This window comes from Pseudomonas sp. ANT_H12B, assembly GCF_008369325.1.
Taxonomy (GTDB): domain Bacteria; phylum Pseudomonadota; class Gammaproteobacteria; order Pseudomonadales; family Pseudomonadaceae; genus Aquipseudomonas.
Map to the genome: position 1 here is coordinate 127,444 of NZ_VOBI01000010.1, position 25,438 is coordinate 152,881.

The window sequence follows — 25,438 nt, forward strand, 5'->3', positions numbered from 1 at the left end:
GGCCATCTGGGCCGCCGGATCAATTCCATGAACGGTCTTGATCTGGATCAAGCAACGTTAAAAGAGTAGTCCCATTTTTGACGATCGACGGTGTGGTCTTTTGACGCGTGACAGGTTGCCTCACGGGTATGGTCATGAGCTGAAACAAATACCTGAATTTCCGTGCTGTCGAGATCGATGTCTAGCTAACTGAATTTTCCTCACCGTAACTTCTAGTTACAGCTTGATGATAATCTCGCCCTTCCCTTGCCCAGATGTGCCTCCCGATGCCCAGCCAAGCGCCCCTGCTGTTACGTCATCACCGCCCTTTCATCGCGTTCTGGCTGGCTCGGGTGTTTACCGCCAGCGGTTTTCAGATGCTTACCGTGGCCATCGGCTGGAACCTCTATCAACTGACCGGCAACGTGCTGGACCTGGGTTTGGTCGGTCTGGTCGAGTTCGCCCCGCGGGTGCTGTTCATGCTGCACACCGGGCATGTCGCGGACCGCTACGACCGGCGTAAAGTCGCAGCGATCTGTCAGACCCTGCAAGCGCTGATCGCCCTGGCGCTGGCCATCGGCAGCGCGACCGACCATGTCACCCGGGAAATGATCTTCATCCTCGCGTTTCTGCTCGGTGCCGCCCGCTCCTTCGAGATGCCCACCACTCAGGCCCTGCTGCCGAGCATCGTGCCCAGTGCATTGTTTCCCCGCGCCGTCGCCGCCGCACAGTCGGCCCAACAATCAGCCACCATCGTCGCCCCGGCTCTCGGCGGTTTGCTCTATGCGTTCGGCAGTGTCTGGGTCTATGGCCCGACGGTGATTCTCTACATCATCGCTTGCGCGCTGATGCTCAACCTGCCCGCCCGGCAAACACCGTTGAACAAAGGCAAGGCGACTCTGGACTCGTTGTTCGCGGGCATCCGTTTCATTCGCAGTCGCCCGGACATCCTCGGGGCGATTTCGCTGGATCTGTTTGCCGTATTGCTGGGTGGCGCGACGGCGTTGCTGCCGGTGTTCGCCAAGGACATTCTGCTGACCGGCCCCTGGGGGCTGGGCCTGTTGCGTTCGGCGCCAGCAGTCGGCGCACTGCTGATGTCGCTATACCTCGCACGGTTTGCCGTGGAACGCAAAGTGGGACGGGTGATGTTCACCGCGGTGGGCATCTTCGGCGTCGCGACCATCGCCTTTGGCTTGTCGACATCGTTCTGGTTTTCCCTGGCCGTACTGGTGGTATTGGGTGCGGCGGACATGATCAGCATGGTGATCCGCGCCTCTTTCGTGCAACTGGAAACCCCGGACGAAATGCGCGGTCGGGTCAGCGCCGTAAACGGTCTGTTCATCGGCGCATCGAACCAGTTGGGCGAATTCGAATCCGGCCTCACCGCCCACTGGTTCGGCACCGTGCCGGCGGTGGTCATGGGCGGCATCGGCACGTTGGTGGTCACCGGAGCCTGGATCAAACTGTTCCCGACCCTGGCCAACCGCGACCGCATGCATGTACCGGTGGAGGAAGGAGTGAAGGCCTGAAGCCGGGCACTCTCTAAACCACCAACTCCCCCGCTACCGCCGTGCGCGCGGCTTTACCGCAAAGTTGCTCCACCAGCGCCAGGGCGAATTCCAACGCGGCCCCCGACCCCTGAGCGGTGACGCAGTTGCCGTCGACCACCACCGGTTGGTCGACGAAGTTGCAACCCGACAGTTGATGGCTGGCCGATGGCAGGCAGGTCATGCGTCGCTGACGCAATACGCCAAAAGTTTGCAGCGCCAGCGCCGGGGCCTCGGCGATGCCGGCGAACAGGCGGCCGGCCGCTGCCTGGTCCTTGATCAATTGTTGCAAAGGTTGATGGGTCGCCAGCTGTTGCGCCCCGACCGCACCGCCAGGCAGAACGATCAAATCAAAGGGCTGCGCCAGCATGTCCACCAGCATCGCATCGGCTGTCAGTCGGGTGCCGCGGGCACACGTGATCATGCGCCGCGCTTCGATGCTGGCCACCACCACTTCAACTTTGGCGCGGCGCAACACATCGATCAGGGTCGCTGTTTGCAGGTCATCGATGCCCTCGGCAAGGGTAATCAGGGCTCTAAAAGTCATGGGCACAGTCCACAGGATGATCTTTAAAGCGTAGTCAGCTTTCCTGCCCCCGGTTCGAGTCTGCCGTTACTTGATGTAAAGCTGCGTCGACAGCGTATTGCCGGGCGCGTTGATGGAGGTGTTGCTGAAGGTGAACGTGCCTTCCTGCTTACCCGCCAGATCGAAGACGTACAGATAGCCGACGGTTTTTTTCCCGACGGTGCATTCGGTCAGGTTGCCGTTATCAAACGCACAGACCGGGGTCCGGGTGCCGTTCACCTCAAAACCGTCCAGCCCGACATGCGCACTACGACCGTAACCGACTTCCAGCACGTAGACCTTGATGTTCGGTCCGCTGTGATTGCAGCGGGTTTGCTCTTGCCCCTGCGCAATGTCTTCAAAGCCGCAGCCCGGCGACTCGACCTTGAGTACCTTCACCTGACTCAACGGCGCCGCCGATGCAGCCGAGGCGGTGTGTGCCCCCAGGAGCAAGGCGATCGACACTCCGAGTACGGTAATCAGACGTTTATTCATGCAATACATAACTACCCCCAAAACCAGCGCGCAGTATGGCGCACTTGGCTTTTGCGCAAAACATCGACGACGATCGCAGCCATAAGCAGCCATAGCCCCACGCTGCTGGTATGATGCGCGGCTTTTTCCGACCCACAGAAAATTACCAGGCGCCAGCAGCGGTCTGTGCTTTGCTGTTGAGGTCGATACATTCACGGCGCCGGGCGCGCCACGGGGAGCAGACATGCTGGAAAGGCTGTTTCAACTCAAGGCACACAACACCAACGTGCGGACCGAGATTCTTGCGGGCGTCACGACCTTTTTGGCCATGGCCTACATTCTGTTCGTCAACCCGAGCATCCTCGGCGAGACCGGCATGGATAAAGGCGCGGTGTTTGTCGCCACCTGTCTGGCTGCGGCCATCGGCTCGGCAACCATGGGCCTGATCGCCAACTACCCGATCGCCCTCGCGCCGGGCATGGGCCTGAATGCCTTCTTCACCTACACCGTGGTCCTGCACATGGGCCACACCTGGCAAGTGGCGTTGGGCGCGGTGTTCATCTCGGCGGTGATGTTTTTCCTGCTGTCGATCTTCCGCATTCGGGAATGGATCATCAACAGCATCCCGCTGCCGCTGCGCTCGGCGATTGCCGCCGGTATCGGCCTGTTCCTGGCCCTGATCGCCCTGCATAACGCGGGCATCGTGGTGAGCAATCCGGCAACCATGGTCGGCCTCGGTGACTTGAAACAACCGGCACCGATCCTCGCGACCCTGGGCTTTGCTCTGATCGTGGCTCTCGAAGCGCTGAAAGTGCGCGGCGCGGTGCTGATCGGCATTCTGGCAGTGACCATTGTCTCGATCGCTATGGGCTTCACCCCGTTCGGCGGCGTGATGTCGATGCCACCGTCGCTGGCACCGACCTTCCTGCAACTGGACATCAAGGGCGCGCTGGACATCGGCCTGGTCAGCGTGATCTTCGCCTTCCTGTTCGTCGACCTGTTCGACAACTCCGGCACCCTGATCGGCGTCGCCAAACGCGCCGGCCTGATGGGCAAGGACGGCCACATGCCGAAAATGGGTCGCGCCCTGATCGCCGACAGCACCGCGGCCATGGCCGGTTCGCTGCTGGGCACTTCGACCACCACCAGCTACATCGAATCCGCAGCTGGCGTGAGTGCCGGTGGCCGCACCGGCCTGACCGCCGTTGTCGTGGCGATTCTGTTCCTGTTGGCGCTGTTCTTCTCGCCATTGGCGGCCAGCGTTCCAGTCTTTGCTACCGCACCTGCACTGCTGTTCGTCGCGGTATTGATGACATCCGGCCTGGCCGAAATAGACTGGGACGACATCACCGTTGCGGCACCGGTCGTGGTCACTGCCCTGGCCATGCCGTTCACTTATTCCATCGCCAACGGCATCGCCTTCGGTTTCATCTCCTGGACCGCGATCAAGTTGCTGTCCGGCCGCGGCCGTGAGCTGAACTCGGCACTGGTGATTCTGTCGATTCTGTTCGTGATCAAGTTGGGTTGGTTCAACGCATGACTTTTGATTCCAAGGCTTACGCCGTTCAGCTCGAAGAAAAGGTCTCGCGCCTGCGTGATCTGTTGGCCCCGTTCGATGCGCCAGAACCTGCAGTGTTCGACTCACCGCTGAAAAACTTCCGCCTGCGCGCAGAATTTCGCCTGTGGCGCGAAGCCGGCGAGCGTCACTACGCGATGTTTTCCCAGGAAGACAAGCGCACGCCGATCCTGATCGAAGAATTCCCGATCGCCAGCCTGCGCATCAACGAGTTGATGCCGCAGCTGAAGGCAGCATGGCAAGCCAGTGCGGCCCTGAGCCACAAGCTGTTTCAGGTGGAGTTCCTGACCACGCTGGCCGGCGGTGCGATGATCACGCTGTGCTATCACCGCCCGCTGGACGAGCACTGGCACGCAGCAGCGTCGAAACTGGCAGCGGAGCTGAACGTCAGCATCATCGGCCGCTCCAAGGGCAAACGCGAAGTCATCGGTCACGATTACGTGGTCGAGAAGCTGGACGTTGGCGGTCGCACCTTCAGCTATCGCCAGCCGGAAGGCGCGTTCACCCAGCCCAACGGCACCGTGAACCAGAAGATGCTCAACTGGGCTTACGACTCACTCGGTGATCGCTGCGACGATTTGCTGGAGCTGTATTGCGGCAACGGCAACTTCACCTTGCCGCTCGCGACACGCGTGCGCAAAGTGCTGGCCACCGAAATCAGCAAGGCGTCGGTCAACGCCGCGTTGAGCAATCTCAGCGAAAACGCTGTGGATAACGTCACCCTGGTGCGCTTGTCCGCCGAGGAGCTGACCGAAGCCCTGAACGAAGTTCGTCCTTTCCGTCGCCTGCACGGTATCGATCTGAAGAGCTACGAGTTCGGTAGCGTCTTCGTCGATCCGCCTCGCGCCGGCATGGATCCGGACACCTGCGAGCTGACCCGTCGCTTCGACAACATCCTCTACATCTCCTGCAACCCGCAAACCCTGGCGGCCAACATCGCCCAGTTGCACGACACCCATCGCATCACCCGATGCGCGATGTTCGACCAGTTCCCGTGGACCCACCACATGGAATCCGGGGTGATGTTGACGCGTCGTTGATTGCCGTTGGCAGAAACAAATCAGCCGTCATCACGACGGCTTTTTTGTGCGTGCTTAAAGGGTGACATCTGCCTTGCGCGGACGCCCGCCCTTACGGCCATTCGCCCGCGCAGCCTCTGCTTTGGCGGCGCTGCTTTGGCGCCCATTACGCGAGGCGATGACTGACGCGGCCATGTCCATCAGCGGCTTGCTGGCCGAAATCATCCCGGCAATGGAGACCTGCAGGTCCTTGCCCTCGTGGCAAAGGGCTGTCCCGGAAAAGCCGACTTTCAGGTCTGCGAAATCCTCGACGTCGAAATCATCGAATTCCGGGTAGTGTTGCACGGGCAACAGCACGCCACTGCCATCAATGAAACCGACCGCCAGGCACGGTTCCACAAAGGTCACCGAAGTCGCCTGCAGACCGCCTTTGTGGCGCACTTGCCCACGCTGGATGGCTTCATCCAGCACGGCGTCGGTTACGGGCCGATCCACCAACATTTTTGCTGTTATCGTTTTCATAGTTCGATCTCCACGCCCTCTGGAACGCCCATCAGCGCCAGTAGGGTCTTGTTCGTCTCGGGCTCATAGCAAGCCGAGCCAATCATGCAAGTCGTACCGGCGACCCTTTTTACCACCACGACTTCGCCGGTTTGCCAGTCCCATAATTGATGATCGAGGCAGACCGTGTGCAGCTTGTCCCACCAGATACACCGAGCGCGGCGCAAATGAGCGGGTTGTCCGAGCGCGTGGCGCAACCCTTCCAGCACCGTCACAGGTGGCCTGGGAGAATGAGGAACGACGTCCCACAGCTCGACACTGTTGTGCCAGAAGCTGAATTTGAAGCGCGCACTCCAGGTTCCGGCATCCACATGTGCATGCGGCGGGCAGTGCTCATCGCGCAACATGATCACCATTGAAAACCCTTTGTAGCTGAATAATCTCATGCTAACCCATCCGTTAGGTTAATGAGCCCGAAGACCCGACATTCCCTGGAAAATCCGATAATTGGCGCTGTGTTGAATCATCACTGCGACTTTTGAGACTAGCGCCAAGGCGCGGCTCCGGCCGGTGGATAACACCGCAAAATGGTAAGCAATCCTTTCCTCGCGCCTACAAAAAAGCCGTCCCGAGGACGGCTGTCTTGGCTTGTCAGGAAATCAACCCGACTGGTTTTTTCGATACTCGGTGGTGGTGATGCCCGCATACCCCCAGTTATCCGTGTCGACTTCCTCGATCACAATGTGGGTCAGCTCCGGAGGCTTGCCAAGGACGCGCTTCAAGGTGTCGGTGATTTCAGCGATGACCTGGGCCTTCTGCTCCCGGGTCACGCCATCGCGGGTAATACGTACGCTGACGAAAGGCATGCTGTTTCTCCTGCTTGCTGGTTAAGAAAGGCTTACTGCTTGCCGCTGCTCATCTCGAACTCACTGTATCTGTGTGCAGGCATCTGATAAATACTGACTCACACACTTTATTTGATCCTCGGTGTAATCAATCATGCAGCGACAATTCGACGATCTTCAACTGGGCAGCATCGAGCTGTTTTGCCTGGCCGCCGAGGCCGGCAGCTTTACCGCTGCCGCGCTGGTGGCTGGCGTGACGCCGGCGGCGGTGAGTCGTTCGGTGTCGCGCATGGAAGAACGCCTGGGTGTGCGTTTGTTCGCGCGCACTACCCGCAGCGTCAAACTGACCGACAGTGGTCGCCGCTATTACGAGGAATGTCGCCAGGCGATGGCGCAATTGGTCGAGGCTCAGCGCGAGGTCATGGGCCAGCAGCAACAGCCTTCCGGCACCTTGCGCATCAGCATTCCCACAACGTATGCCCACCACCGCGTCCTGCCGTTGCTTCCTGAATTTCGGGCACGCTTCCCATTGGTGAAGGTCGAGTCGCACATCAGCAATCGCAATATCGACTTCGTTGGCGAAGGCTATGACATGGCGATTCGTGTGCGGGCGATCCCGGATTCCGGCCTCATCGCCCGACACCTTGAAGATGCGGCATTGGTGATAGTTGCCAGCCCCGATTACCTGAAGCGTGCCGGCACCCCGCAAACCCTGGACGATCTCCAACAGCACGAATGCATCCAGTACGAACTGCCCAGCAGCGGCCGGCGCATTGCCTGGCTGTTCAACGACAACGGTGTACCGAGGGAAATTCTTGCCGAGGGCAGCTTCAGTTGTTCTGACGATGTGCTGGGGGGCGTGACCCTGGCGAAACACAGTGCGGGCTTGTTTCAGACCTATCGCTTCATCGTCGAAAACGAACTGGCCGATGGTTCGCTGGTGCAAGTGCTCAAGCCTTATGGCGGGCGCTCGCGGCCGTTCACCCTGCTCTACCCGCAAAGTCGCCACGTGCCACTGCGGCTGAGGGCGTTTATCGATTTTCTGGTTGAGCATCTGCCACGTTAAAACGCATAAACGTCCGATCACCGCACACAAAAACCCGACTCATCACCTCTTCAATTGACCAAACTAACCAACTAGTACAATTTATCTCCACAGGCTGAAACCCTCGGCCAATGCCAAAAATAATAAGTGGAGAGACCCCGATGCCCCCTATCGTTCTGGTGCTCAACGGCCCTAACCTGAACCTGCTCGGCACCCGTGAACCGGCGACTTACGGCCATGAAACCCTGGCCGACATCTCAACGCTATGCGCACGTACCGCCGAAGAGTTCGGCCTGGCGGTGGAGTTTCGCCAGACCAACCATGAAGGCGAATTGCTCGACTGGATTCACGCGGCCCGCGGCCGTTGCGCCGGGATCGTCATCAACCCCGCCGCATGGACTCACACCTCGGTTGCGATTCGCGATGCATTGGTCGCCAGTGAACTGCCGGTGATCGAAGTCCACCTGTCCAACGTCCACGCACGCGAGCCTTTCCGGCACCACTCCTTCGTCTCGGCCATCGCTACCGCTGTGATGGCCGGTTTCGGCAGCCATGGGTATCGCCTGGCGCAGGAGCATTTCAGTCTCCGTTTGAAAGGGTGAACGTCGTGACTCAGAACAACGTGGTATTGGCCGGACTGATCGGCGCCGGCATCCAGGCTTCCCGCACCCCGGCGCTGCACGAGCATGAAGGTGATGCCCAGGGGTTGCGTTACCTCTATCGCTTGATTGACCTGGACCAGTTGAAACTCGACAGCAGCGCCCTGCCCGACTTGCTGATGGCCGCCGAGCGCATGAACTTCACCGGACTCAATATCACCTTCCCGTGCAAGCAGACGATCATCCCGTTGCTCGACGAACTGTCGCCAGAAGCGCGCGGCATCGGCGCCGTGAACACGGTGGTGCTCAAGGACGGTAAACGCATCGGCCACAACACCGATTGCCTGGGGTTTGCCGAAGGTTTTCGTCGTGGTTTGAAGGACGTTGCCCGTGCGCGTGTCGTGCAAATGGGTGCCGGTGGCGCAGGCGCGGCGGTGGCCCACGCGCTATTGAGCGAAGGCGTACAGCTGTTGAGCATTTTCGATGTGGAGATCAACCGGGCTCAGGCCTTGGCGAACAACCTCAACCAGCATTTTGGTTTCGGCCGGGCCGTTGCCGGCCATGACTTGGCGAGCACACTGGCCGAGGCTGACGGCCTGGTGAACGCCACGCCCATGGGCATGAAAAAACTGCCGGGCCTGCCGGTACCCGTTGAACTGCTTCGCGCTGAATTGTGGGTAGCAGAAATCGTTTACTTCCCGCTGGAAACCGAACTGCTGCGCAACGCCCGCGCCCTGGGTTGCCGGACGTTGGATGGCGGCAACATGGCGGTGTTTCAGGCCGTGAAGGCGTTTGAATTGTTCAGCGGCGTGGTGCCGGATGCGCAACGGATGCTGGCGCACTTTCAAAGCATGAATGGCTGAGCGGATGTGGCGAGGGGGTCATCCCCTCACCCCACATCAGGCCTGCAGATACCGCAAAACCGACTCGCAGATCATCTCCCGATGACGCTGCTTGATGCCTTCATCCGGCAAGTCGATCTGAAAAATCTCACCAAACGTATGGCGGTTCGACACGCGATAGAAGCAGAACGAACTGATCAGCAGGTGCACATCCAACGGCTCAAGGCCTGCACGGAACACACCCTCTTCGACGCCGCGACGCAGGACCACCCCGAGTGAATCGAGAATGGTGTTGTTCATCGCTTTGATCGCATCGGAACGCTTCACGTATTCGGCGTTGTGAATATTCTCGATGCTGACGATCCGCACGAAGTCGACGTTGTGATCATGGTGATCGAAGGTGAACTCCACCAGCCGCCGAATCGCGTCCACCGGTGCCAGCTCCGCCAGGTGCAGACGGTTTTCGGTGCTGCGGATATCGCCGTAGAGTTTCTCCAGCACCTCGATGTAGAGCTGTTCCTTACTGCCGAAGTAGTAATAGATCATGCGCTTGGAGGTGTGAATGCGCTCGGCGATTGCATCGACGCGGGCGCCGGAAAGCCCCTGCTGGACGAACTCTACAATGGCCTCTTGAAGAATGTTCTCGCGGGTTTTTTCCGGGTTGTTCTTGCGACTCTTGCGCGGCTCGGCAATTGGCTCGTCGGGCGTTACGGAGAGTTCTGAAGTTATTGTCATTGCGGGCTCACGGCCATCACTGCACAGGCTGGCGATTATGGGCTGCGCGGCACACTGAAGGAAGCCGTGCGGCAGCGGTTTCACCCCGCGTTTACGAATTCCCTACAACTTTGCCTGACGTATGGCACCGCTTCGGGATTTGGCCATTGCTGCCAGTCGTACCGCTACGTTGGCCGCACCGTAACCGGCATAGCCGTTTTTACGCTGGATGATTTCAAAGAAAAAGCGCCCTTCGAACGGCTCGGTGTACACATGGAACAGCTCACCACCCTGGGCATCGCGGTCGTAAAGCACGTTGAAGTAGGCCAGTTCACTGAGGAACTCGTCGTCGAAATCGAACCGCGCGGCGAGGTCATCGTAATAGTTGAGCGGAATATCCAACAACGGTACGCCCGCCTCCTTGGCCCGGCTGACTTCGGCAAAGATGTCGTCGCAATCGAAGGCGATGTGGTGCACGCCGGAGCCGCGATAACTCGACAACGCATGTGAGATTGCGGTGTTGCGGTTCTCGGAAATGTTCAGCGGCAGGCGGATGGAACTGTCCCGGCTGCGCAACGCCCGGCTCTTCACCAACCCATACGGATCGGGAAGTACAACCTCGTCGTCGGCTTCGAAATCCAGCAGGCTTTTATAGAACAGCACCCAACTGTCGAGGCTGTCGGCCGGCAACGCCATGGCCATGTGGTCAATGCGCTTGAGGCCGCCGCTGGCCACGACGGCGGGTTGCAGATTGAAGTCAGTGCCGTAGACGTCGGCGTCCTGGTCCACCAGATAAATCAGGCTGCCATCCGGCGCGCGCACCGCGGCCAGTTCGAGTTCATTGGGGCCGACCAGTCCGCGATACGGCTGACCTTTATAGGCCACGGCCCGAGCCAGCGCGCTGGCGCTATCCTTGACCCGCACCGCGGTGGCACACAGCGATGGGCCGTGGGCCTCGAAAAAACTGTGGGCGAACGAATAAGGTTCTGAGTTGAGGATCAGGTTGATATCGCCCTGACGCAGCAGGCTGACGCTCTTGGAACGATGCTGGCCAGCCTTGACGAAACCCAGCCGCTCCAGCCAATGGGACAGCTTGGCACCCAGGCTTTCGTCCACTGCAAACTCGAGAAACTCGATGCCGTTGTATTCGCTGGCCTGGGGCGTCTCGAACAGAATGTCGAGAATCACCGCTGGCGTGGCTTCCTGCGCCAGACGTTCGCGGGTTTTCTCTTCCAGGTACAGCAACGAACGCAAACCGTCGGCGGCGTTGGCGCGCGGCGGCGCGGCGCGGAAACCGTCATTGAAGATTTCCAGCGACAGCGGCCCGGTGTAACCACTCTTGATGATCGGTGCGAGGAAACCCGCAAGATCGAATTCGCCCTGACCGGGGAAGCAGCGGAAATGCCGACTCCACTCCAGCACGTCCATGGCCAGGATTGGCGCATCGGCCATTTGCACGAAGAAAATCTTGTCGCCGGGAATCTCGGCAATCGCGCTCGGATCGCCCTTGAGCGACAGCGTGTGAAAGCTGTCCAGCAACACCCCCAGACTCGGATGATCCGCCTGACGAACGATGTTCCACACCTGTTGATAAGTGTTCACATGCCGGCCCCAGGCCAACGCTTCGTAGCCGATCCGCAGGCCACGCGCACCGGCGCGTTCGGCCAACAGGCGCAAGTCGTCGACCAGAATCTGTTCATCACCGATGGAATCGGCCGAGGCATTGCTGCACACCAGCACCAGGTCGGTGCCCAGTTCCTGCATCAGGTCGAACTTGCGCTCGGCCCGTTCCAGGTTGCGCGGCAGGCGGTCGCGGCGGCAGCCCTCGAAATCCCGGAAAGGTTGAAACAGCGTGATGGCGATCCCGAGATCGGCGCACATCTGTTTAATTTCCCGCGGGCTGCCGTCGTAGTAGAGAAGGTCGTTCTCGAAAATCTCCACCCCGTCAAAACCGGCGGCGGCAATGGCTTCGAGTTTTTCCGGCAGGGTACCGCTCAAGGACACGGTGGCAATGGAACGCTGCATATATCGACTCCCGGTGGAGGCTTCGGCTACAGGGAATTTGCGCCGCTTTTAAAAGAGTGAGCGAATTATTGAGCCGGGTTGTTTAATGAGCAATTCAAAGTGTACTACCCGGTTAGTTTTGTGTTCGGTTATCGAACACAATGGCCCTTGGCGAATTGACGATTTTTTGTCCACTGCCCACCATCCACTACACATTGAGTCCGGTCACAAACATCGGTCTCGGTGACCAAAGACCCAGAACACCACATAAAAATAACCGGTGGACTACATGACTCCTTCTCAAAGCTCTTCCGTGGAGCGTTCCTCCATGACTCCTGCCACTGGCGGCATCGGCGACAAGATCCGCGGCGCCATGGCGGTCGGCAAAACCCGTTGGGGCATGCTCGCACTGGTGTTCTTCGCCACCACCCTGAACTACATTGACCGCGCCGCTCTGGGCGTGATGCAGCCTATCCTCGCCAAGGAAATGAGCTGGACGGCGATGGACTACGCCAACATCAACTTCTGGTTCCAGGTCGGCTACGCCATCGGTTTCGTGCTTCAAGGCCGGTTGATCGATCGGGTCGGCGTCAAGCGCGTATTCTTCTTCGCCGTGCTGCTCTGGAGCCTGGCGACCGGCGCCCATGGCCTGGCCACCTCGGCCGTTGGCTTCATGGTCTGCCGATTCATTCTGGGTCTGACGGAAGCCGCCAACTACCCGGCGTGCGTGAAAACCACCCGGTTGTGGTTCCCGGCCGGCGAACGCGCCGTGGCCACCGGCATCTTCAACGCCGGGACCAACGTCGGTGCGATGTTCACCCCCATGTTGTTGCCGCTGATTCTGCACGTGTGGGGCTGGCAGGCCGCGTTCCTGTGCATGTCGGCACTGGGCGGGATCTGGTTGGTGTTCTGGGGTTTGAAGTACTACAACCCGGAAGAACATCCGAGCGTCAAACAATCGGAACTGGACTACATCCAGAAGGAAGTCGAACCGGAACAATCCCGCGTGCCGTTCTCGAAAATCCTGCGCATGCGTGGCACCTGGGCCTTCGCCCTGGCCTACTCGATCACCGCGCCGGTGTTCTGGTTCTACCTCTACTGGCTGCCGCCGTTCCTCAATCAGCAATACAACCTGGGGATCAACGTGACCCAGATGGGTATCCCGCTGATCATCATCTACCTCACCGCAGACTTCGGCAGCGTCGGCGGCGGGATCCTGTCCTCGTTCCTGATCGGCCGCGGGATCAACCCGATCAAGGCGCGGCTGATGTCGATGTTCCTGTTCGCCTGCTGCATCATCGGCGTGATCATGGCAGCCGGCTCAAGCAATCTGTGGGTCGCGGTGTTTGCCATCTCTCTGGCCATCGGTGCGCACCAGGCCTGGACCGCGAACATCTGGAGCCTGGTGATGGACTACACGCCTAAACACATGATGAGTACGGTGTTCGGCTTCGGCGGCATGTGCGCGGCCATCGGCGGGATGTTCATGACCCAGTTGGTCGGCCACATTCTGACGATCACCAACAACAACTACACCGTGCTGTTCACCATGATTCCGGCGATGTACTTCATCGCGCTGATCTGGATGTACTTCATGGCACCGCGCAAGATTCCTACCGTCACCCCGTAAAACCCCTCCCCCGGCAGGCCTGATTCCAGGCCTGCCTTGCGACTCTCAGCGACGACTTTGTTGCCAGGCAGCTGCCAGGCCGCTGCAGCAGATCACGGCGATTCCGACCACCGCGGTGAAGGTCGGCGTGTGAGCAAACACCAACCAGCCCAGCAGACCGGCGAACACAATCTGGCAGTAGCCAAACGGTGCCAGCAATGCCGGCGCCGCAAGACGGAAGGCTTGGGTCAGAAACAGATGCGCGGTCATCCCGCACGCGCCCAACGCCAGCATCATTGCCCCGTGCCCCAGACTCGGTACCTGCCAGAAGAACGGCACCAGCGCACTCATCACCAGGGTGTTGCACAAGCCGGCGAAAAAGTTGCTGGTGGTCGGACTGTCGATTTTGCTGAGCATGCGGGTCAGCAGTTGATAAAAGCAGAAAAACAGGGCCGAGCAGAGCGGCAGCAAGATGGCCGGGGTGAACAATTCGCCGCCGGGGTGGACGATGATCAATACGCCGATGAATCCACAAATCACCGCGATCCACTGACCACGTGTCACCCGTTCCTTCAGCAACGGCACCGACAACGCAGTCACTAATACGGGCGCGAGAAAGTTGACCGCCGTGGCTTCGGCCAACGGGATGTACTGCAAGCCGGTGGTGAAAAACAAACTGGTGCCCAACAGGCACAACGCCCGCAGCAATTGCAGCAATGGTCGTTTGGAACGTAGGACGCCCAACCCGGATTGCGGCAGAAAAATCCCCGCCATCAGCAAGGTGTGAACCAGGTAACGCGCCCACACCACCATGACAATCGGATAGAAACCCGAGAGATATTTCGACAACGCGTCGTGACTGGAAAACAGGAAGGTTGCAACAACGATCAGCAGGATCCCTTTGAAGGGCTGGTTGACGCCGGAAAGTGGAGTGCTGACGGTCATTTGATATCCTTTGTTTTTAAAGTCAAAAGCATCGCGGGCAAGCCCGCTCCCACAGATTCTCTATTGTCCTTGTGGGAGCGTGGCTTGCCCGCGATAGGGTGCGCAGCGCCGCTTAAAGCCGCGCCAACAATTCCCGGGTTTTACTCAACGCCATCTGCGCCCGTTGCAACCCGCTCACGCCCTGCTCCAAAAGCTTCACGGTGGGAATTTCCAGACTCAACGCAATGTCGGCCGGCAAACACCGCAACAGCCCCGCCAGATCACTATCGCCATCCCCCGGAAACCGCCGCTCGTTGCGGGCCTGTCGCAGAATCTCCGCCATGTCTGTCGGACGCGGCCCGGCGACGTCGCACAGTTGGGCATACCGTAACCGTGACGGGGCCACCCTGGCCAGATCTTCCAGGCGCGAACCCGAACGGTCGAAATGGAACGCATCGACCAACACGGCGCCGTTTTCACGATCAGCATTATCGACGATACGCACCGCTTGCTCGAGATTGCGCGCATCCGTCCAGGGCATGAACTCCAGGTGCGGATGAAGCCCGTAAGGTGTCGCCAGATCACAGAGGCGGGCAAAATTTTCCGTGAGTCGTTGTTCGTCGCAATCGTTACCGGCCACCAGTAATTCACTGGCACCAAACTCGGCACCGACTGCCAGAATCTCCTCGAAATCGGCGACGACGGTCTCCGGTTTAAGACGCAGGATTTCAACATCCAGCACACCAATACCGGTATCGCGCAGACGCTTTAGCGTCTGATGCCGCAATTGCACATCGGCGACCAGCGCGAAGTGATGTTCCTCAGGCGTGGCCGGCACCAGGCGCAATCCGACATGGCTATAACCGGCCCGTGCCGCCACTTCGACCATCTCGGGCGGCGACAATTCCAGCACCGTCAGGCTGGCCAGGGAAAAGATCCGTTCACTCATGTTCATTCCTCGATCAAGGTTGGCGCGCAGGCACGACCGGTTTGGGCGGCCTCGCGGATCGCTTCGATTAGCGCCAGGGTGCGGGCCGCATCGGCGGCACTCACCAACGGCTCGACTTCCCGACGCGCGACACGGACGAAATGCTGCAACTGCAAACGCAACGCGTCATCGCCACTGAAACTTTCCTGAACCGGCAACAACGGTTGATGCCAACCCGCCTCGGCATCGGCGTAGTGCCAGCGTTTGAGTTGTGGAATGCTCAGCGCCCCGCCGGTCCCGGCGAGCAGATAACACGGTTGATCGGTCTGGTGCGGATACACCGGGTTCTCCCCGGAATCCAGCTCCCAACTCCAGGGCGCCGCCACCGCATCGGACCCGGTCAGGCTACCCAGTGCGCCATTGTCGAATTGCAGCAACACGGCGGCGCAATCTTCGTTGGCAAACCCGCGCACCGCATTGCTGGTGATGGCCTGAACCTGCCGCACTTCGCCACACAAGTGCCGGAGCAGATCGAGATCGTGAATCAAATTGGTCAGCAACATCCCCGCACCGGGCTCACGGCGCCAGGGGATTTCGAAATAACTGTCGGGCTTGCGCAACTGCCAGAGCGCCGTGACTGTGGTCAATCGTCCCAGCGCACCGCTGTGGACCAGCTCATGAGCGCGGACGATCAACGGATTGTGACGTCGGTGATGGCCGACCAGCACGGGAACGCCCGTGGCTTTCGACGCGGCTACCAGCTCTCGAACTTCATCCAGATGCACGCCCACCGGTTTCTCCAACAACACCGGTACGCCCGCGGCGAGGCAGTCGAGCGCGGTGCTGACGTGCAACGTATTCGGGTTGGCGACGATCACCGCGTCCGGCCGCACTTGTTCCAGCATCTGACGGTAGTCGGCGAAATAAGCCACGCCCCATTGCGCCGCGAGCCCGGCCGCTTGTGGTCCAGGATCGGCCACTGCGCACAAGGTCGCTTCAGCCAGGGATTGTAAATGCTGGTAATGCTGCTGACCCATGTTGCCAGCGCCGATCAAGGCGATACGAAGGGGCGAGTTCAAAGGCGCGGTCCTCTTGTGATTATTGTGGGAAGAGATGAATTCCAACAATTTAGAACCTGGTTCCAGATTCTTACACAGACCCAAGCTGAAAGTGTTCGAACAGCGCACAGCTTTGTCAGGCGACCGAAGATCAAATAGGGGAGCGGGCTTGCTCGCGAAAGCGGTGTGTCAGGCAATATCAATGTCGACTGAAACTCTCTCTTCGCGAGCACGCCCGCTCCCACAATGGATCTGCGCAGGTCTCAGATAAACAACTCCGACGCCAGGCTCGCCGCCGACAACTCCTCGGTAAACTTCAACAGCAACGGTGCCAACTCATGCAGCCGTGCCCCAGGCATCCGCGCACTTGGCCCGGCAATACTCAATACTCCGATCACCCGACCATCACTCGGATGCCGCACCACGGCGGCAATCGCCGACGTCCCCACCGCCGAACTCTCCTCCACCCAGGCATAGCCCTGCTCCCGTGCCAATCGCAGGCGTTCAAGCAACTCGATGTTGGAACGCGGCGCATTCGGTCCCAGGTCCTTAGGTCGGTCGCCACCCTGGCGCTCCACCAGCGACAAGGCTTCGGCATCACTCATGCACGCCAGCCATGCATGCCCCGACGCGGTATAAAACAGTGGCGCATCACGACCCATGTCCGGGTCGTAACGCAGACCTGAACGGGCTCCTTGGGACTTGGCGATCCAGACCTGCCGTCCGCCTTCGATCACGCCCAGACGCACCAATTCACCCGTTTCCTGAGCCAGGCGGTCGATCACCGGCTGCACGATATCGGCACCACTGCTCGACAAGTAACGGAACCCCATCGCCACCAGTTTGGTCGACAAGTGATACCGCAGGTTCTCTGGATTCTGCCGCACGTAACCCAGCCGAATCAGTTCGGCGAGGAGGCGATGGGTCGCACTTTTGGGGATATTCAGTTGCTCCGCCAGCGTCTGCATCGGCAGGCCCCGCGGGTCACTGGTGAGGCTTTCCAGCACGCTGAAAACACGTTCGATCTGACTGCCGGCCATGGGACGTTCCACGCAAAATTTGCCCGATTCTAGAAGACAAACTGCATAACGCGAAATCTGGAACCCACTGTTCGATAACCGCCCGCTTTGCGCCTTGACCGGTTGCCAAGCTCAATCACGCTCCTATATTTTCTGGAATCAAATTCTAAAAAACACAAAGCGCTGGAGTTTCAGACGATGCCTGCCGAACCACACACCCTCCCGGACATCGATTGCGACGTGCTGATCGTCGGCTCCGGTGCGGCGGGATTAGCCGCTGCGGTGACCGCTGCGTGGCATGGCTTGAAAGTCATCGTGGTGGAAAAAGACCCCGCGTTCGGCGGCGCCACAGCCTGGTCCGGCGGTTGGGCCTGGGTACCTTGCAATCCTTTGGCCCGGCGTGCCGGGATCGTCGAAGACGTCGAGCAACCGCGCACTTACCTGAAACACGAACTGGGCGAACGTTACGACCCGGCGATGATCGACGCTTTCCTTGAAGCCGGCCCGCGGATGGTCGCATTCTTCGAACAGCACACGTCGCTGCAATTCGCCGACGGCAACGCCATTGCCGACATCCATGGCGACACACCCGGAGCGGGCACTGGTGGACGCTCGGTGATCGCCGCGCCTTATGACGGGCGAAAAGTCGGCAAACTGCTTAAGCGTCTTCGCAAAACCATGCGGGAAACTTCGTTCATGGGCATGCCGATCATGGCAGGCCCGGACCTCTGGGCCTTTCTCAACTTGACGCGCTCGGTGTCGGCAGCCTGGCACGTGACCCGACGCTTCACCCGTCATCTGTTTGACCTCGCAGTTCATCGTCGCGCAATGCAACTGGTCAACGGCGTGGCGCTGGTGGCTCGGCTGGCAAAATCCGCCGAAGACCTCGGCGTATTGCTCTGGGAATCGGCGCCGGTCACCGAATTGCTTCAAGAGGGCGATCAGGTCCGAGGGGCGGTGGTCAGTACCACCAAAGGCAAGGTCCGCATTCATGCTCGCAAGGCTGTGGTCCTGGCCGCTGGCGGCTTCGCCAATGACATCGAGCGGCGCAAGGCATTGTTTCCACGCACACCGACCGGCCATGAACACCTGGCCCTGCCGCCCCTCGGCGTATCCGGTGACGGCCTGCGACTGGGCGAATGCGCCGGCGCTCAAATGAACACCGATATGCAGTCACCCGTGGCCTGGGCGCCGGTTTCACAGGTGCCGCATAAGGACGGCAGCATCGGCCACTTCCCGCACATCATCGAGCGCGGCAAACCAGGAATCATCGGCGTCCTGAGCAACGGCCAGCGCTTCGTCAACGAAGCCAACGGCTATTACGACTATGTAACGGCCATGGTCGAGGCCGCACCACCGGGCGAAGAAGTCGCCTCCTGGCTGGTCTGCACTCATGGCTTTCAGCGCCGTTATGGCTTGGGCATCTCTCGGCCGTTTCCGGTGCCGCTGTCATCCTTTATCCGCAGCGGCTATCTGAAAACCGGCAATACGATCGAGGAATTGGCCAGGGCTTGCGGCATCGACCCGAACGGCTTGCGTAGCACTGTGTCCGAATACAATCGGCATGCGCGCAACGGCGAAGACCCGCTTTTCGGTCGCGGCTCGACGCCCTACAACCGCAAACAGGGTGATGCCCTGCAACAACCCAACCCTTGCGTTGCACCGATCGAACAAGGCCCGTTCTATGCGGTGAAGGTCCAGCCGGGCTGCTTCGGCACCTTCGCCGGGCTCAAGGTCAACGAACACGCCCAAGTCCTCGACGGCTCGGGCCAGGCCATCACCGGGCTTTACGCGGCGGGCGGCGACATGGCCAGCATCATGGGCGGGCACTACCCCGCCGGCGGCATCAATCTCGGCCCGGCGCTGACTTTCGGCTACATCGCCGCACGACATATCGCAGGTATTAATGGTTACGAACAGGAGATCGACCATGCAACGCATCGTTAACGCACAGGGGTTGAACATGCCCAAACTCGGCCTCGGCACCTGGCCGATGTTGGGCGAGGAATGCACACGCGCCGTGGAACAAGCCCTGGCGTTGGGTTATCGGCACATCGACACTGCAGCGGCCTACAACAACGAAGACGCAGTCGGTCAAGCGCTGGTGAACAGTCCTACGCCTCGCGATCAAATCCACGTCACCACCAAAGTCTGGTGGGACCAGCTTCAACCCGACGCCATGCGCCATTCCATGAACCGCAGCCTCAAGGCCTTGCGCAGCGATTACGTTGACCTGTTCATGATCCACTGGCCGACCACCGATTGGGACCTGTCGCGCACGATCGAGACGCTGGTGTCATTCAAGGAGCAAGGACTGGCGCGCAACATCGGCGTGGCGAATTTTCCACTGCCGTTGTTGCGCAAAGTCGTCGAAGAATTGGGCACTCCGCTGTCAGCCATTCAGGTCGAGTACCACGTACTGCTCGGACAAAACGCGCTGCTGGACTACGCCCGTCAACACGATCTGGCGCTGACGGCCTACACACCGTTGGCCCGCAACAAGGTCTCGGAAATCCCGCAAATCCAGCAAATCGCCGCCAAACATGGGGTACTGCCAACGCAGGTGGCACTCAAGTGGCTGCTTGATCAACCGAACGTGGCCGCCATTCCAAAAGCCAGCAGCCAGGCCAATCAACTGGCCAACCTGGCAGCGTTCGACGTGAATCTGGATGACGAAGACCGTGCGCTGATCGCCGGTTTGTCCAAGCGCGAACGTCAGGTCAACCCGGACTTTTCGCCGGTATGGGATGCGTTCGACCAGTAAACCTGAGACGCAGGCCGTCGCCTGCTCGATAAAAACCCGTCGCCTGAAGGAATTAGATGGGTTGTCCGTGTTCAATACGAGTCTGGAATGTTCCCGGCACCCCACACGGGGTGCCGGGAGGTTTCTGTGCGCAACAAAAGATGGACGACCGGACTGGCGCCGCTCTCACTCACCAGCAACACTCACCTCACGGACAATCAGAGGATTCCCACATGCTATGGAAAAAAGGCCGACGCAGCGACAACGTGGTCGATGCCCGTGGTGATGGCGGCGGTGGTGGCGGGATGCGCTTCGGTGGTGGCAAGGGCCTGAGCCTGACGGCCATTATCCTGATCGTCGGGATTGGCTGGATGACCGGCCAGGACCCATTGCAGATCCTCGGACAACTCACCGGGCAGATGAGCGAACAATCAGCACCGACCTCGAGCCAAACCCGCCAGGCACCACCCGCCAATGATGAAGGCGCCGAATTCGTGCGCTCGATCCTTGGCGATACCGAAGACACCTGGGGCCAGATTTTCCAGCAGGCCGGCCGTCAATATAAGGACCCGACCCTGGTACTGTTCAGCGGCCGCGTCAACTCGGCCTGCGGCCTGGCCAGTTCGGCGACCGGCCCGTTCTATTGCCCGGCGGACCAGAAGGTCTATCTGGACATGAGTTTCTTCCAGGAGATGTCCCAACGTTTTTCCGCTGCGGGTGACTTCGCTCAGGCCTACGTGATCGCTCACGAAATCGGACACCACGTGCAGACCTTGCTCGGCGTTTCAGCGAAAATTCAGACCGCCCGCCAACAGGGCCGGCAAATGGAAGGCGACGGCGGATTGCTGGTGCGCCAGGAACTTCAGGCCGATTGCCTCGCCGGCGTCTGGGCCCACAATGCGCAGAAGCGTCTGAACTGGCTGGAGCCGGGTGATATCGAAGAGGCCTTGAACGCTGCCAATGCCATCGGCGACGACCGCTTGCAGCAGCAAGGTCAGGGTCGCGTGGTTCCGGACTCGTTTACTCATGGTACGTCGGCGCAAAGGGTGCGCTGGTTCAAAACCGGATTTGCGCAAGGCCAGGTCGGCCAGTGCGATACCTTTGCGGCGAAAAACCTATAAATGAATAAGTGGCTGCTGGCTCTGTTGATCACCTGCGCAAGCACCCAGGCTGCCGAGCAAGGCGTCAAGGAGCTCAGCTCCGGACGCCTGCTGTTGTCGGCCGGTGAGATCGCGGTGGGCCTCGGCCCGACCCCGACGAAAATCGAACGCGTGCTGATCGTCATCCATGGTCGATTGCGCAATGCCGACACCTACCGCCAGAGCGCCGAGCACGCAGCCGAACAGGCCGGGCAAAGCGCATCGACCCTGGTGATCGCTCCGCAATTTCTCAACGAAACCGACATCGCGCTCCATCCCGTGGCGGACAGTGTATTGCGCTGGCAGGGCAATGACTGGATGGCCGGCGGCTTATCCACCGCTCCGTTTTCTCTGAGTTCCTACGCTGCACTCGACGAAATCGTCGCTCGAATAGGCGATCGCCGACAGTTTCCGGACGTGAAGCAAATCGTCATCGCCGGTCATTCGGGCGGCGCTCAGGTGGTGCAGCGATACGCGTTGCTGAGTCACGATCAGCCAGCCTTCAAGGAGGCCGGCGTGCAGGTGCGCTACGTGATTGCCAACCCGTCGTCTTATGCCTATTTCGATGAACGTCGCCCCGTGGCGTTCAGCCACGCCGGATGTGCGGATTTCAATCGCTGGAAGTACGGGCTGAGCGATTTGCCCGCCTATGCCGATGGGCAAACACCCGCGCAGCTGAAGGAAAGCTACGTCAAACGTGACGTCGTTTATCTACTGGGGCAGCAGGACACCGACCCGAATCATCCGGCACTGGATAAACGTTGTGAGGCGAAAGCCCAGGGCGCAAATCGTTTGGCTCGCGGGCGCAATTATTTTGAGTACCTGAAGCGGCTGCAGCCACAAGGGTTGAATCAGCAACTGATCGAAGTGCCCGGGGTCGGGCATGATGGGGATGGGATGTTTACATCGCCTGAGGGGCAGAAGGCGTTGTTTGGTCAGTGAATTCTGTATTACCTGATCTGGTGTCTTCGCGAGCCGGCTCGCTCCCACATTGGCACGCGGTCAAATATGGGAGCGGTCTTGCCCGCGATGGGGCACTCAAGCAAACAGCATCCGCCTCAGCTCTACGCAATCCTGCGCATGCCAATCCGCCAACTCAGGCCAGGGATTATCCGGCAGATTAACCAGCACCGTGCGCGTTCCCGCCGCCCGCCCGCAATCCAGATCAAAGCGGTAATCGCCGACCATCACCATCTCGCTCGCCGGCACATTCCAGGCCTCGGCCAATTTCAACAAACCACCCGGATGCGGTTTCGGCGGCGCTTCATCACGACCCAGCACATCTTCCACCGCGAAGCAGTCGGCCAGACCGATTGCCTCCAGCGTCACATGCGCCAGTTCGCGCGCATTGCGCGTGAGAATGCCCAAGCGGTAACCGCGTCCGGCCAACTCACGCACCAACTCCACCGCGCCCGGTGCCGGTTTCGAACCCAGCGCCAGATCCCGTTCGTGTTCCAGCAACCACGCATGCTTAGCCGCCGCTTCATCGGCCGGCAGCGCAGCGAGGTGGGTCAGGATGTCGTCTTCGGCAGGTATCGCCAAGGCCACGCGGATCGCCGCGAAGTCATGCACCGCCACCGTCAGGGTGCCGTCCATGTCGAACACCCAATGTCGCACCTCGGCCAGGCTCATGCCCAATCCTTGCGATGACGAATCAGGCCTTCCTGCGTGACCGAAGCCACCAATTGCCCGGCGCGGTTGAACACACTGCCACGGGTGAACCCGCGAGAATTGCCGGCCCATGGGCTGTCCATCGCGTAGAGCAACCAGTCATCGGCGCGCAGATCGGCATGGAACCACAACGAGTGATCGAGGCTGGCGACCTGCATGTCTTTCTGCCAGACCGATTTGCCATGAGGCTGCATCGATGTGGTCAGCAGACCGAAGTCCGAAGCGTAGGCCAGCAAGTATTTATGCAGCGCCGGGGAGTCGGCCAAGGCACCGTCGGCGCGAAACCAGACGTATTTGATCGGATCGGACGGTTGCGGGTTGTAGGGATCTTTCTCGGTGATCGGTCGGAACTCGATCGGTTTCGGGCACAGAAATTTTTCGCGCATGTGCTCGGGGATCAGGTGCGCGCGCTGCTGAGTGAGTTCCAGCTCCGACGGCAGGTTCTCCGGACCAACCACGGTCGGCATCTCGGCCTGGTGCTCGAAGCCTTTTTCGTCGTACTGGAACGACGCACTGCAGGTGAAAATCGGGTTGCCCTTCTGGATCGCCGTCACCCGACGCGTGCTGAAGCTGCCGCCGTCGCGCACCCGATCAACCTGATACACCACTGGCAACGCGGAATCGCCCGGACGCAGGAAATAACCGTGCATCGAGTGCACGTGGCGCGCTTCTTCGACCGTCTGACTGGCAGCCGACAGGGACTGACCAATCACCTGACCGCCGAACAACTGACGAAAACCCAGGTCCTGACTGCGGCCACGGAACAGGTTTTCTTCGATCGGTTCCAGGGTCAGCAGGTCAACCAGATCATCCAACACTTGGCTCATTCAGACTCTCCTCACACAGCGCAATGCCGCGCAGTCTTGGCTGCGGCGGTCGATTCAGTTTCTGGCCAGGGCCAATGGGGCCATTGTAAACGTCCGTGCCAGCTTATCCATGCAAGGTTTGCAGCCATTGTTCACGGGTGATGCGGTACAGCACATGCGGACGCAGCGGATGATCGGCCGCGAGTTTCGGGTGCTCGAAATCATCGGCTGAATCACGGTGCATGCCGATCGCCTGCATGACTTTCTGCGACGGCGTGTTGGTTTCGGTGGTGAAGGACACGACCTCTTTCAGCGCCAACCGGTCAAACCCGCAGCGCAGAGCAGTCCACGCCGCTTCACTGGCGTAGCCCAAGCCCCAGTGCTCGCGGGCCAGACGCCAGCCGATTTCGGTGGCCGGGGCAAAGCGCGCGTCGAAGCCAACCACGGCGAGCCCGGTAAAACCGATGAATGCTCCCGTGTCCTTGCGCTCCAGCGCCCAGAAGCCGAACCCGTGCTCGGCAAAATGGCCACGAATCCGTCCGATCAGCGAAGCACTTTCCAGTCGACTCAACAACGCCGGAAAATATCGCATCACCTGCGGATCGGCGCACATCGCCGCAAACTCCGGCAAATCCTCATCGCGCCACTGCCGCAACAGCAGTCGCGCGCTCTCGAGTTCCTGTATCGGCTCCATCGCATCCCCCCTTTCCATGCCTCAAGTCTATATCGCTGGTAGGATCCTTCACTCATTCCTACAAGCCTTGCTCTATAAATCAGCCATGCCCCTGCCCTTGATCTATCACGAAGACTACAGTCCCGAGTTCCCGTCGGATCACCGCTTCCCCATGGACAAGTTCCGCCTGCTGCGCGATCACCTGGTGGACAGTGGCCTGACCCGGGACGCCGACCTGTTGCGCCCGCAACTCTGCCCGCCAGAGATTCTCGCCCTCGCTCATGACCCTGCGTATATCGCACGCTACATGAGCGGCGAGCTGTCCCGCGAGGACCAGCGGCGTCTCGGTCTGCCGTGGAGCGAAGCGTTGGCTCGGCGTACGGTGCGGGCAGTCGGCGGTTCATTGCTGGCGGCCGAGCAGGCGCTGGAACATGGTTTGGCCTGTCACCTGGCTGGCGGTACTCATCACGCGCACTACGACCATCCCGCCGGGTTCTGCATCTTCAATGACCTGGCGGTGATCAGCCATTTCTTGCTGGAAAGTGGCCGTGTGAATCGGGTTCTGATCTTCGACTGCGATGTGCATCAGGGCGACGGGACTGCGCGGATCCTGCACAACACCCCGGAGGCGGTGACCGTTTCCCTGCACTGCGAAAAGAATTTTCCTGCGCGCAAAGCCGAAAGTGACTGGGACATTCCGTTGCCGATGGGCATGGGCGATGCCGACTACCTGAAGGTAGTGGACGACGCGCTTAATTATTTGCTGGCGCTCTACCAACCGGACCTGGTGCTGTATGACGCTGGGGTCGATGTGCACAAGGATGACGCACTCGGTTATCTGAAGCTGACAGACGAAGGCGTCGCCGCTCGTGATGAAAGCGTGATGCGCCATTGCCTGGGCCGGGATATTCCGGTGGTCGGGGTGATTGGAGGCGGCTACAGCAAGGACCGCAAGGCGTTGGCCCGACGTCATGGAATTCTCCATCACAGTGCGCAACGGGTCTGGCAGTCATCAGGTTGTCACTGAGCCGTGGATGCTTTACCCACAATGCCTGTGGAACCGCCTGTGGATAACCTGAGTGAAAGGGCCTACAGACCAGACCACATATAGGGTACAGAGCGGTGGTTGTTTTTTAACCAGCTATCGAATCCACCACC

26 protein-coding genes are annotated in these 25,438 nt (G+C 60.0%); 12 read left to right on the plus strand and 14 right to left on the minus strand.

Features of this window, described 5'->3' with window-relative positions; all coding sequences use genetic code 11:
- Positions 1 to 266 precede the first annotated feature (266 nt).
- On the plus strand, positions 267 to 1,508 hold the full coding sequence (locus FQ185_RS17045; protein WP_149418418.1) for an MFS transporter: 1,242 nt from the start codon (positions 267 to 269) through the stop codon (positions 1,506 to 1,508).
- Between the two features lie 13 nt (positions 1,509 to 1,521).
- Here the strand turns inward: FQ185_RS17045 and FQ185_RS17050 are convergent, their stop codons facing one another.
- Complete coding sequence (locus FQ185_RS17050; RefSeq protein ID WP_149418419.1) at positions 1,522 to 2,073, minus strand: DJ-1 family glyoxalase III; 552 nt, start codon at positions 2,071 to 2,073, stop codon at positions 1,522 to 1,524.
- A gap of 66 nt (positions 2,074 to 2,139) precedes the next feature.
- Positions 2,140 to 2,595, minus strand: coding sequence for a DUF4879 domain-containing protein (locus FQ185_RS17055; protein ID WP_149418420.1), 456 nt, complete (start codon positions 2,593 to 2,595; stop codon positions 2,140 to 2,142).
- Between the two features lie 214 nt (positions 2,596 to 2,809).
- Between FQ185_RS17055 and FQ185_RS17060 the strand changes: the two genes are divergently transcribed.
- Entirely contained in the window at positions 2,810 to 4,105 is a 1,296-nt protein-coding gene (locus FQ185_RS17060) for an NCS2 family permease (RefSeq protein WP_149418421.1), read from the plus strand.
- Positions 4,102 to 5,181, plus strand: coding sequence for a tRNA (uridine(54)-C5)-methyltransferase TrmA (gene trmA, locus FQ185_RS17065; RefSeq protein WP_149418422.1), 1,080 nt, complete (start codon positions 4,102 to 4,104; stop codon positions 5,179 to 5,181). Before FQ185_RS17060 ends, trmA begins: the two co-directional genes overlap by 4 nt.
- A gap of 54 nt (positions 5,182 to 5,235) precedes the next feature.
- Here trmA and FQ185_RS17070 read toward each other — a convergent pair whose 3' ends face one another.
- From FQ185_RS17070 to FQ185_RS17080, 3 genes are all read right to left on the minus strand, one after another.
- Complete coding sequence (locus FQ185_RS17070; RefSeq protein WP_149418423.1) at positions 5,236 to 5,682, minus strand: DUF2442 domain-containing protein; 447 nt, start codon at positions 5,680 to 5,682, stop codon at positions 5,236 to 5,238.
- Positions 5,679 to 6,107: a DUF4160 domain-containing protein gene (locus tag FQ185_RS17075; RefSeq protein ID WP_149418424.1), complete on the minus strand. Its 429-nt coding sequence runs from the start codon at positions 6,105 to 6,107 to the stop codon at positions 5,679 to 5,681. Before FQ185_RS17075 ends, FQ185_RS17070 begins: the two co-directional genes overlap by 4 nt.
- A 213-nt stretch (positions 6,108 to 6,320) precedes the next feature.
- Positions 6,321 to 6,527: a 4-oxalocrotonate tautomerase family protein gene (locus FQ185_RS17080; protein WP_123367741.1), complete on the minus strand. Its 207-nt coding sequence runs from the start codon at positions 6,525 to 6,527 to the stop codon at positions 6,321 to 6,323.
- Between the two features lie 133 nt (positions 6,528 to 6,660).
- Between FQ185_RS17080 and FQ185_RS17085 the strand changes: the two genes are divergently transcribed.
- The 3 genes from FQ185_RS17085 (at position 6,661) to FQ185_RS17095 (ending at position 9,013) form a co-directional block, all read left to right on the plus strand.
- Positions 6,661 to 7,572: a LysR family transcriptional regulator gene (locus FQ185_RS17085; protein WP_149418425.1), complete on the plus strand. Its 912-nt coding sequence runs from the start codon at positions 6,661 to 6,663 to the stop codon at positions 7,570 to 7,572.
- Positions 7,573 to 7,712: 140 nt separating this feature from the next.
- Positions 7,713 to 8,153 (plus strand): type II 3-dehydroquinate dehydratase, encoded by a 441-nt coding sequence (aroQ, locus tag FQ185_RS17090; protein ID WP_149418426.1) that lies wholly within the window; start codon positions 7,713 to 7,715, stop codon positions 8,151 to 8,153.
- A 5-nt stretch (positions 8,154 to 8,158) separates the two neighbouring features.
- On the plus strand, positions 8,159 to 9,013 hold the full coding sequence (locus FQ185_RS17095; protein ID WP_149418427.1) for a shikimate dehydrogenase: 855 nt from the start codon (positions 8,159 to 8,161) through the stop codon (positions 9,011 to 9,013).
- Between the two features lie 36 nt (positions 9,014 to 9,049).
- On the opposite strand, the gene FQ185_RS17100 is transcribed toward FQ185_RS17095, so the two are convergent.
- A complete protein-coding gene (locus FQ185_RS17100) occupies positions 9,050 to 9,727 on the minus strand; it encodes a TetR/AcrR family transcriptional regulator (protein ID WP_149418428.1) in 678 nt (225 codons plus the stop codon).
- A gap of 102 nt (positions 9,728 to 9,829) precedes the next feature.
- On the minus strand, positions 9,830 to 11,731 hold the full coding sequence (quiC, locus tag FQ185_RS17105) for a 3-dehydroshikimate dehydratase QuiC (RefSeq protein ID WP_149418429.1): 1,902 nt from the start codon (positions 11,729 to 11,731) through the stop codon (positions 9,830 to 9,832).
- 307 nt (positions 11,732 to 12,038) lie between these two features.
- On the opposite strand from quiC, the gene FQ185_RS17110 reads away from it, so the two are divergent.
- Positions 12,039 to 13,340 (plus strand): MFS transporter, encoded by a 1,302-nt coding sequence (locus tag FQ185_RS17110; protein ID WP_256730427.1) that lies wholly within the window; start codon positions 12,039 to 12,041, stop codon positions 13,338 to 13,340.
- Between the two features lie 45 nt (positions 13,341 to 13,385).
- Here FQ185_RS17110 and FQ185_RS17115 read toward each other — a convergent pair whose 3' ends face one another.
- The 4 genes from FQ185_RS17115 to FQ185_RS17130 form a co-directional block, all read right to left on the minus strand.
- The gene (locus FQ185_RS17115) at positions 13,386 to 14,264 is read right to left on the minus strand and encodes a DMT family transporter (RefSeq protein WP_149418431.1); all 879 of its coding nucleotides are present in this window, start codon (positions 14,262 to 14,264) and stop codon (positions 13,386 to 13,388) included.
- 112 nt (positions 14,265 to 14,376) lie between these two features.
- Entirely contained in the window at positions 14,377 to 15,192 is an 816-nt protein-coding gene (locus FQ185_RS17120; protein WP_149418432.1) for a sugar phosphate isomerase/epimerase, read from the minus strand.
- 2 nt (positions 15,193 to 15,194) lie between these two features.
- Positions 15,195 to 16,250 carry a Gfo/Idh/MocA family protein gene (locus FQ185_RS17125; protein WP_149418433.1) on the minus strand — a complete coding sequence of 352 codons (1,056 nt, stop codon included), beginning with the start codon at positions 16,248 to 16,250 and terminating at the stop codon, positions 15,195 to 15,197.
- 242 nt (positions 16,251 to 16,492) lie between these two features.
- Entirely contained in the window at positions 16,493 to 17,269 is a 777-nt protein-coding gene (locus tag FQ185_RS17130) for an IclR family transcriptional regulator (protein ID WP_149418434.1), read from the minus strand.
- 177 nt (positions 17,270 to 17,446) lie between these two features.
- Between FQ185_RS17130 and FQ185_RS17135 the strand changes: the two genes are divergently transcribed.
- The 4 genes from FQ185_RS17135 to FQ185_RS17150 all read left to right on the plus strand — a co-directional run bounded on the left by FQ185_RS17135 (position 17,447) and on the right by FQ185_RS17150 (position 22,072).
- Complete coding sequence (locus tag FQ185_RS17135) at positions 17,447 to 19,195, plus strand: FAD-dependent oxidoreductase (RefSeq protein WP_149418435.1); 1,749 nt, start codon at positions 17,447 to 17,449, stop codon at positions 19,193 to 19,195.
- On the plus strand, positions 19,179 to 20,012 hold the full coding sequence (locus tag FQ185_RS17140; protein ID WP_149418436.1) for an aldo/keto reductase: 834 nt from the start codon (positions 19,179 to 19,181) through the stop codon (positions 20,010 to 20,012). Before FQ185_RS17135 ends, FQ185_RS17140 begins: the two co-directional genes overlap by 17 nt.
- 212 nt (positions 20,013 to 20,224) lie before the next feature.
- Entirely contained in the window at positions 20,225 to 21,112 is an 888-nt protein-coding gene (locus tag FQ185_RS17145; RefSeq protein ID WP_149418437.1) for a neutral zinc metallopeptidase, read from the plus strand.
- The gene (locus FQ185_RS17150; protein ID WP_149418438.1) at positions 21,113 to 22,072 is read left to right on the plus strand and encodes an alpha/beta fold hydrolase; all 960 of its coding nucleotides are present in this window, start codon (positions 21,113 to 21,115) and stop codon (positions 22,070 to 22,072) included. It abuts the gene before it with no gap.
- A gap of 96 nt (positions 22,073 to 22,168) precedes the next feature.
- Here FQ185_RS17150 and FQ185_RS17155 read toward each other — a convergent pair whose 3' ends face one another.
- The 3 genes from FQ185_RS17155 to FQ185_RS17165 all read right to left on the minus strand — a co-directional run bounded on the left by FQ185_RS17155 (position 22,169) and on the right by FQ185_RS17165 (position 24,301).
- Positions 22,169 to 22,762 (minus strand): HAD family hydrolase, encoded by a 594-nt coding sequence (locus FQ185_RS17155; RefSeq protein WP_149418439.1) that lies wholly within the window; start codon positions 22,760 to 22,762, stop codon positions 22,169 to 22,171.
- The gene (tesB, locus tag FQ185_RS17160; RefSeq protein ID WP_077749425.1) at positions 22,759 to 23,628 is read right to left on the minus strand and encodes an acyl-CoA thioesterase II; all 870 of its coding nucleotides are present in this window, start codon (positions 23,626 to 23,628) and stop codon (positions 22,759 to 22,761) included. Before tesB ends, FQ185_RS17155 begins: the two co-directional genes overlap by 4 nt.
- A 103-nt stretch (positions 23,629 to 23,731) precedes the next feature.
- Complete coding sequence (locus FQ185_RS17165) at positions 23,732 to 24,301, minus strand: GNAT family N-acetyltransferase (RefSeq protein ID WP_149418440.1); 570 nt, start codon at positions 24,299 to 24,301, stop codon at positions 23,732 to 23,734.
- Between the two features lie 85 nt (positions 24,302 to 24,386).
- On the opposite strand from FQ185_RS17165, the gene FQ185_RS17170 reads away from it, so the two are divergent.
- Positions 24,387 to 25,307: a histone deacetylase gene (locus FQ185_RS17170; protein WP_149418441.1), complete on the plus strand. Its 921-nt coding sequence runs from the start codon at positions 24,387 to 24,389 to the stop codon at positions 25,305 to 25,307.
- The last annotated feature ends 131 nt before the right edge of the window (positions 25,308 to 25,438 follow it).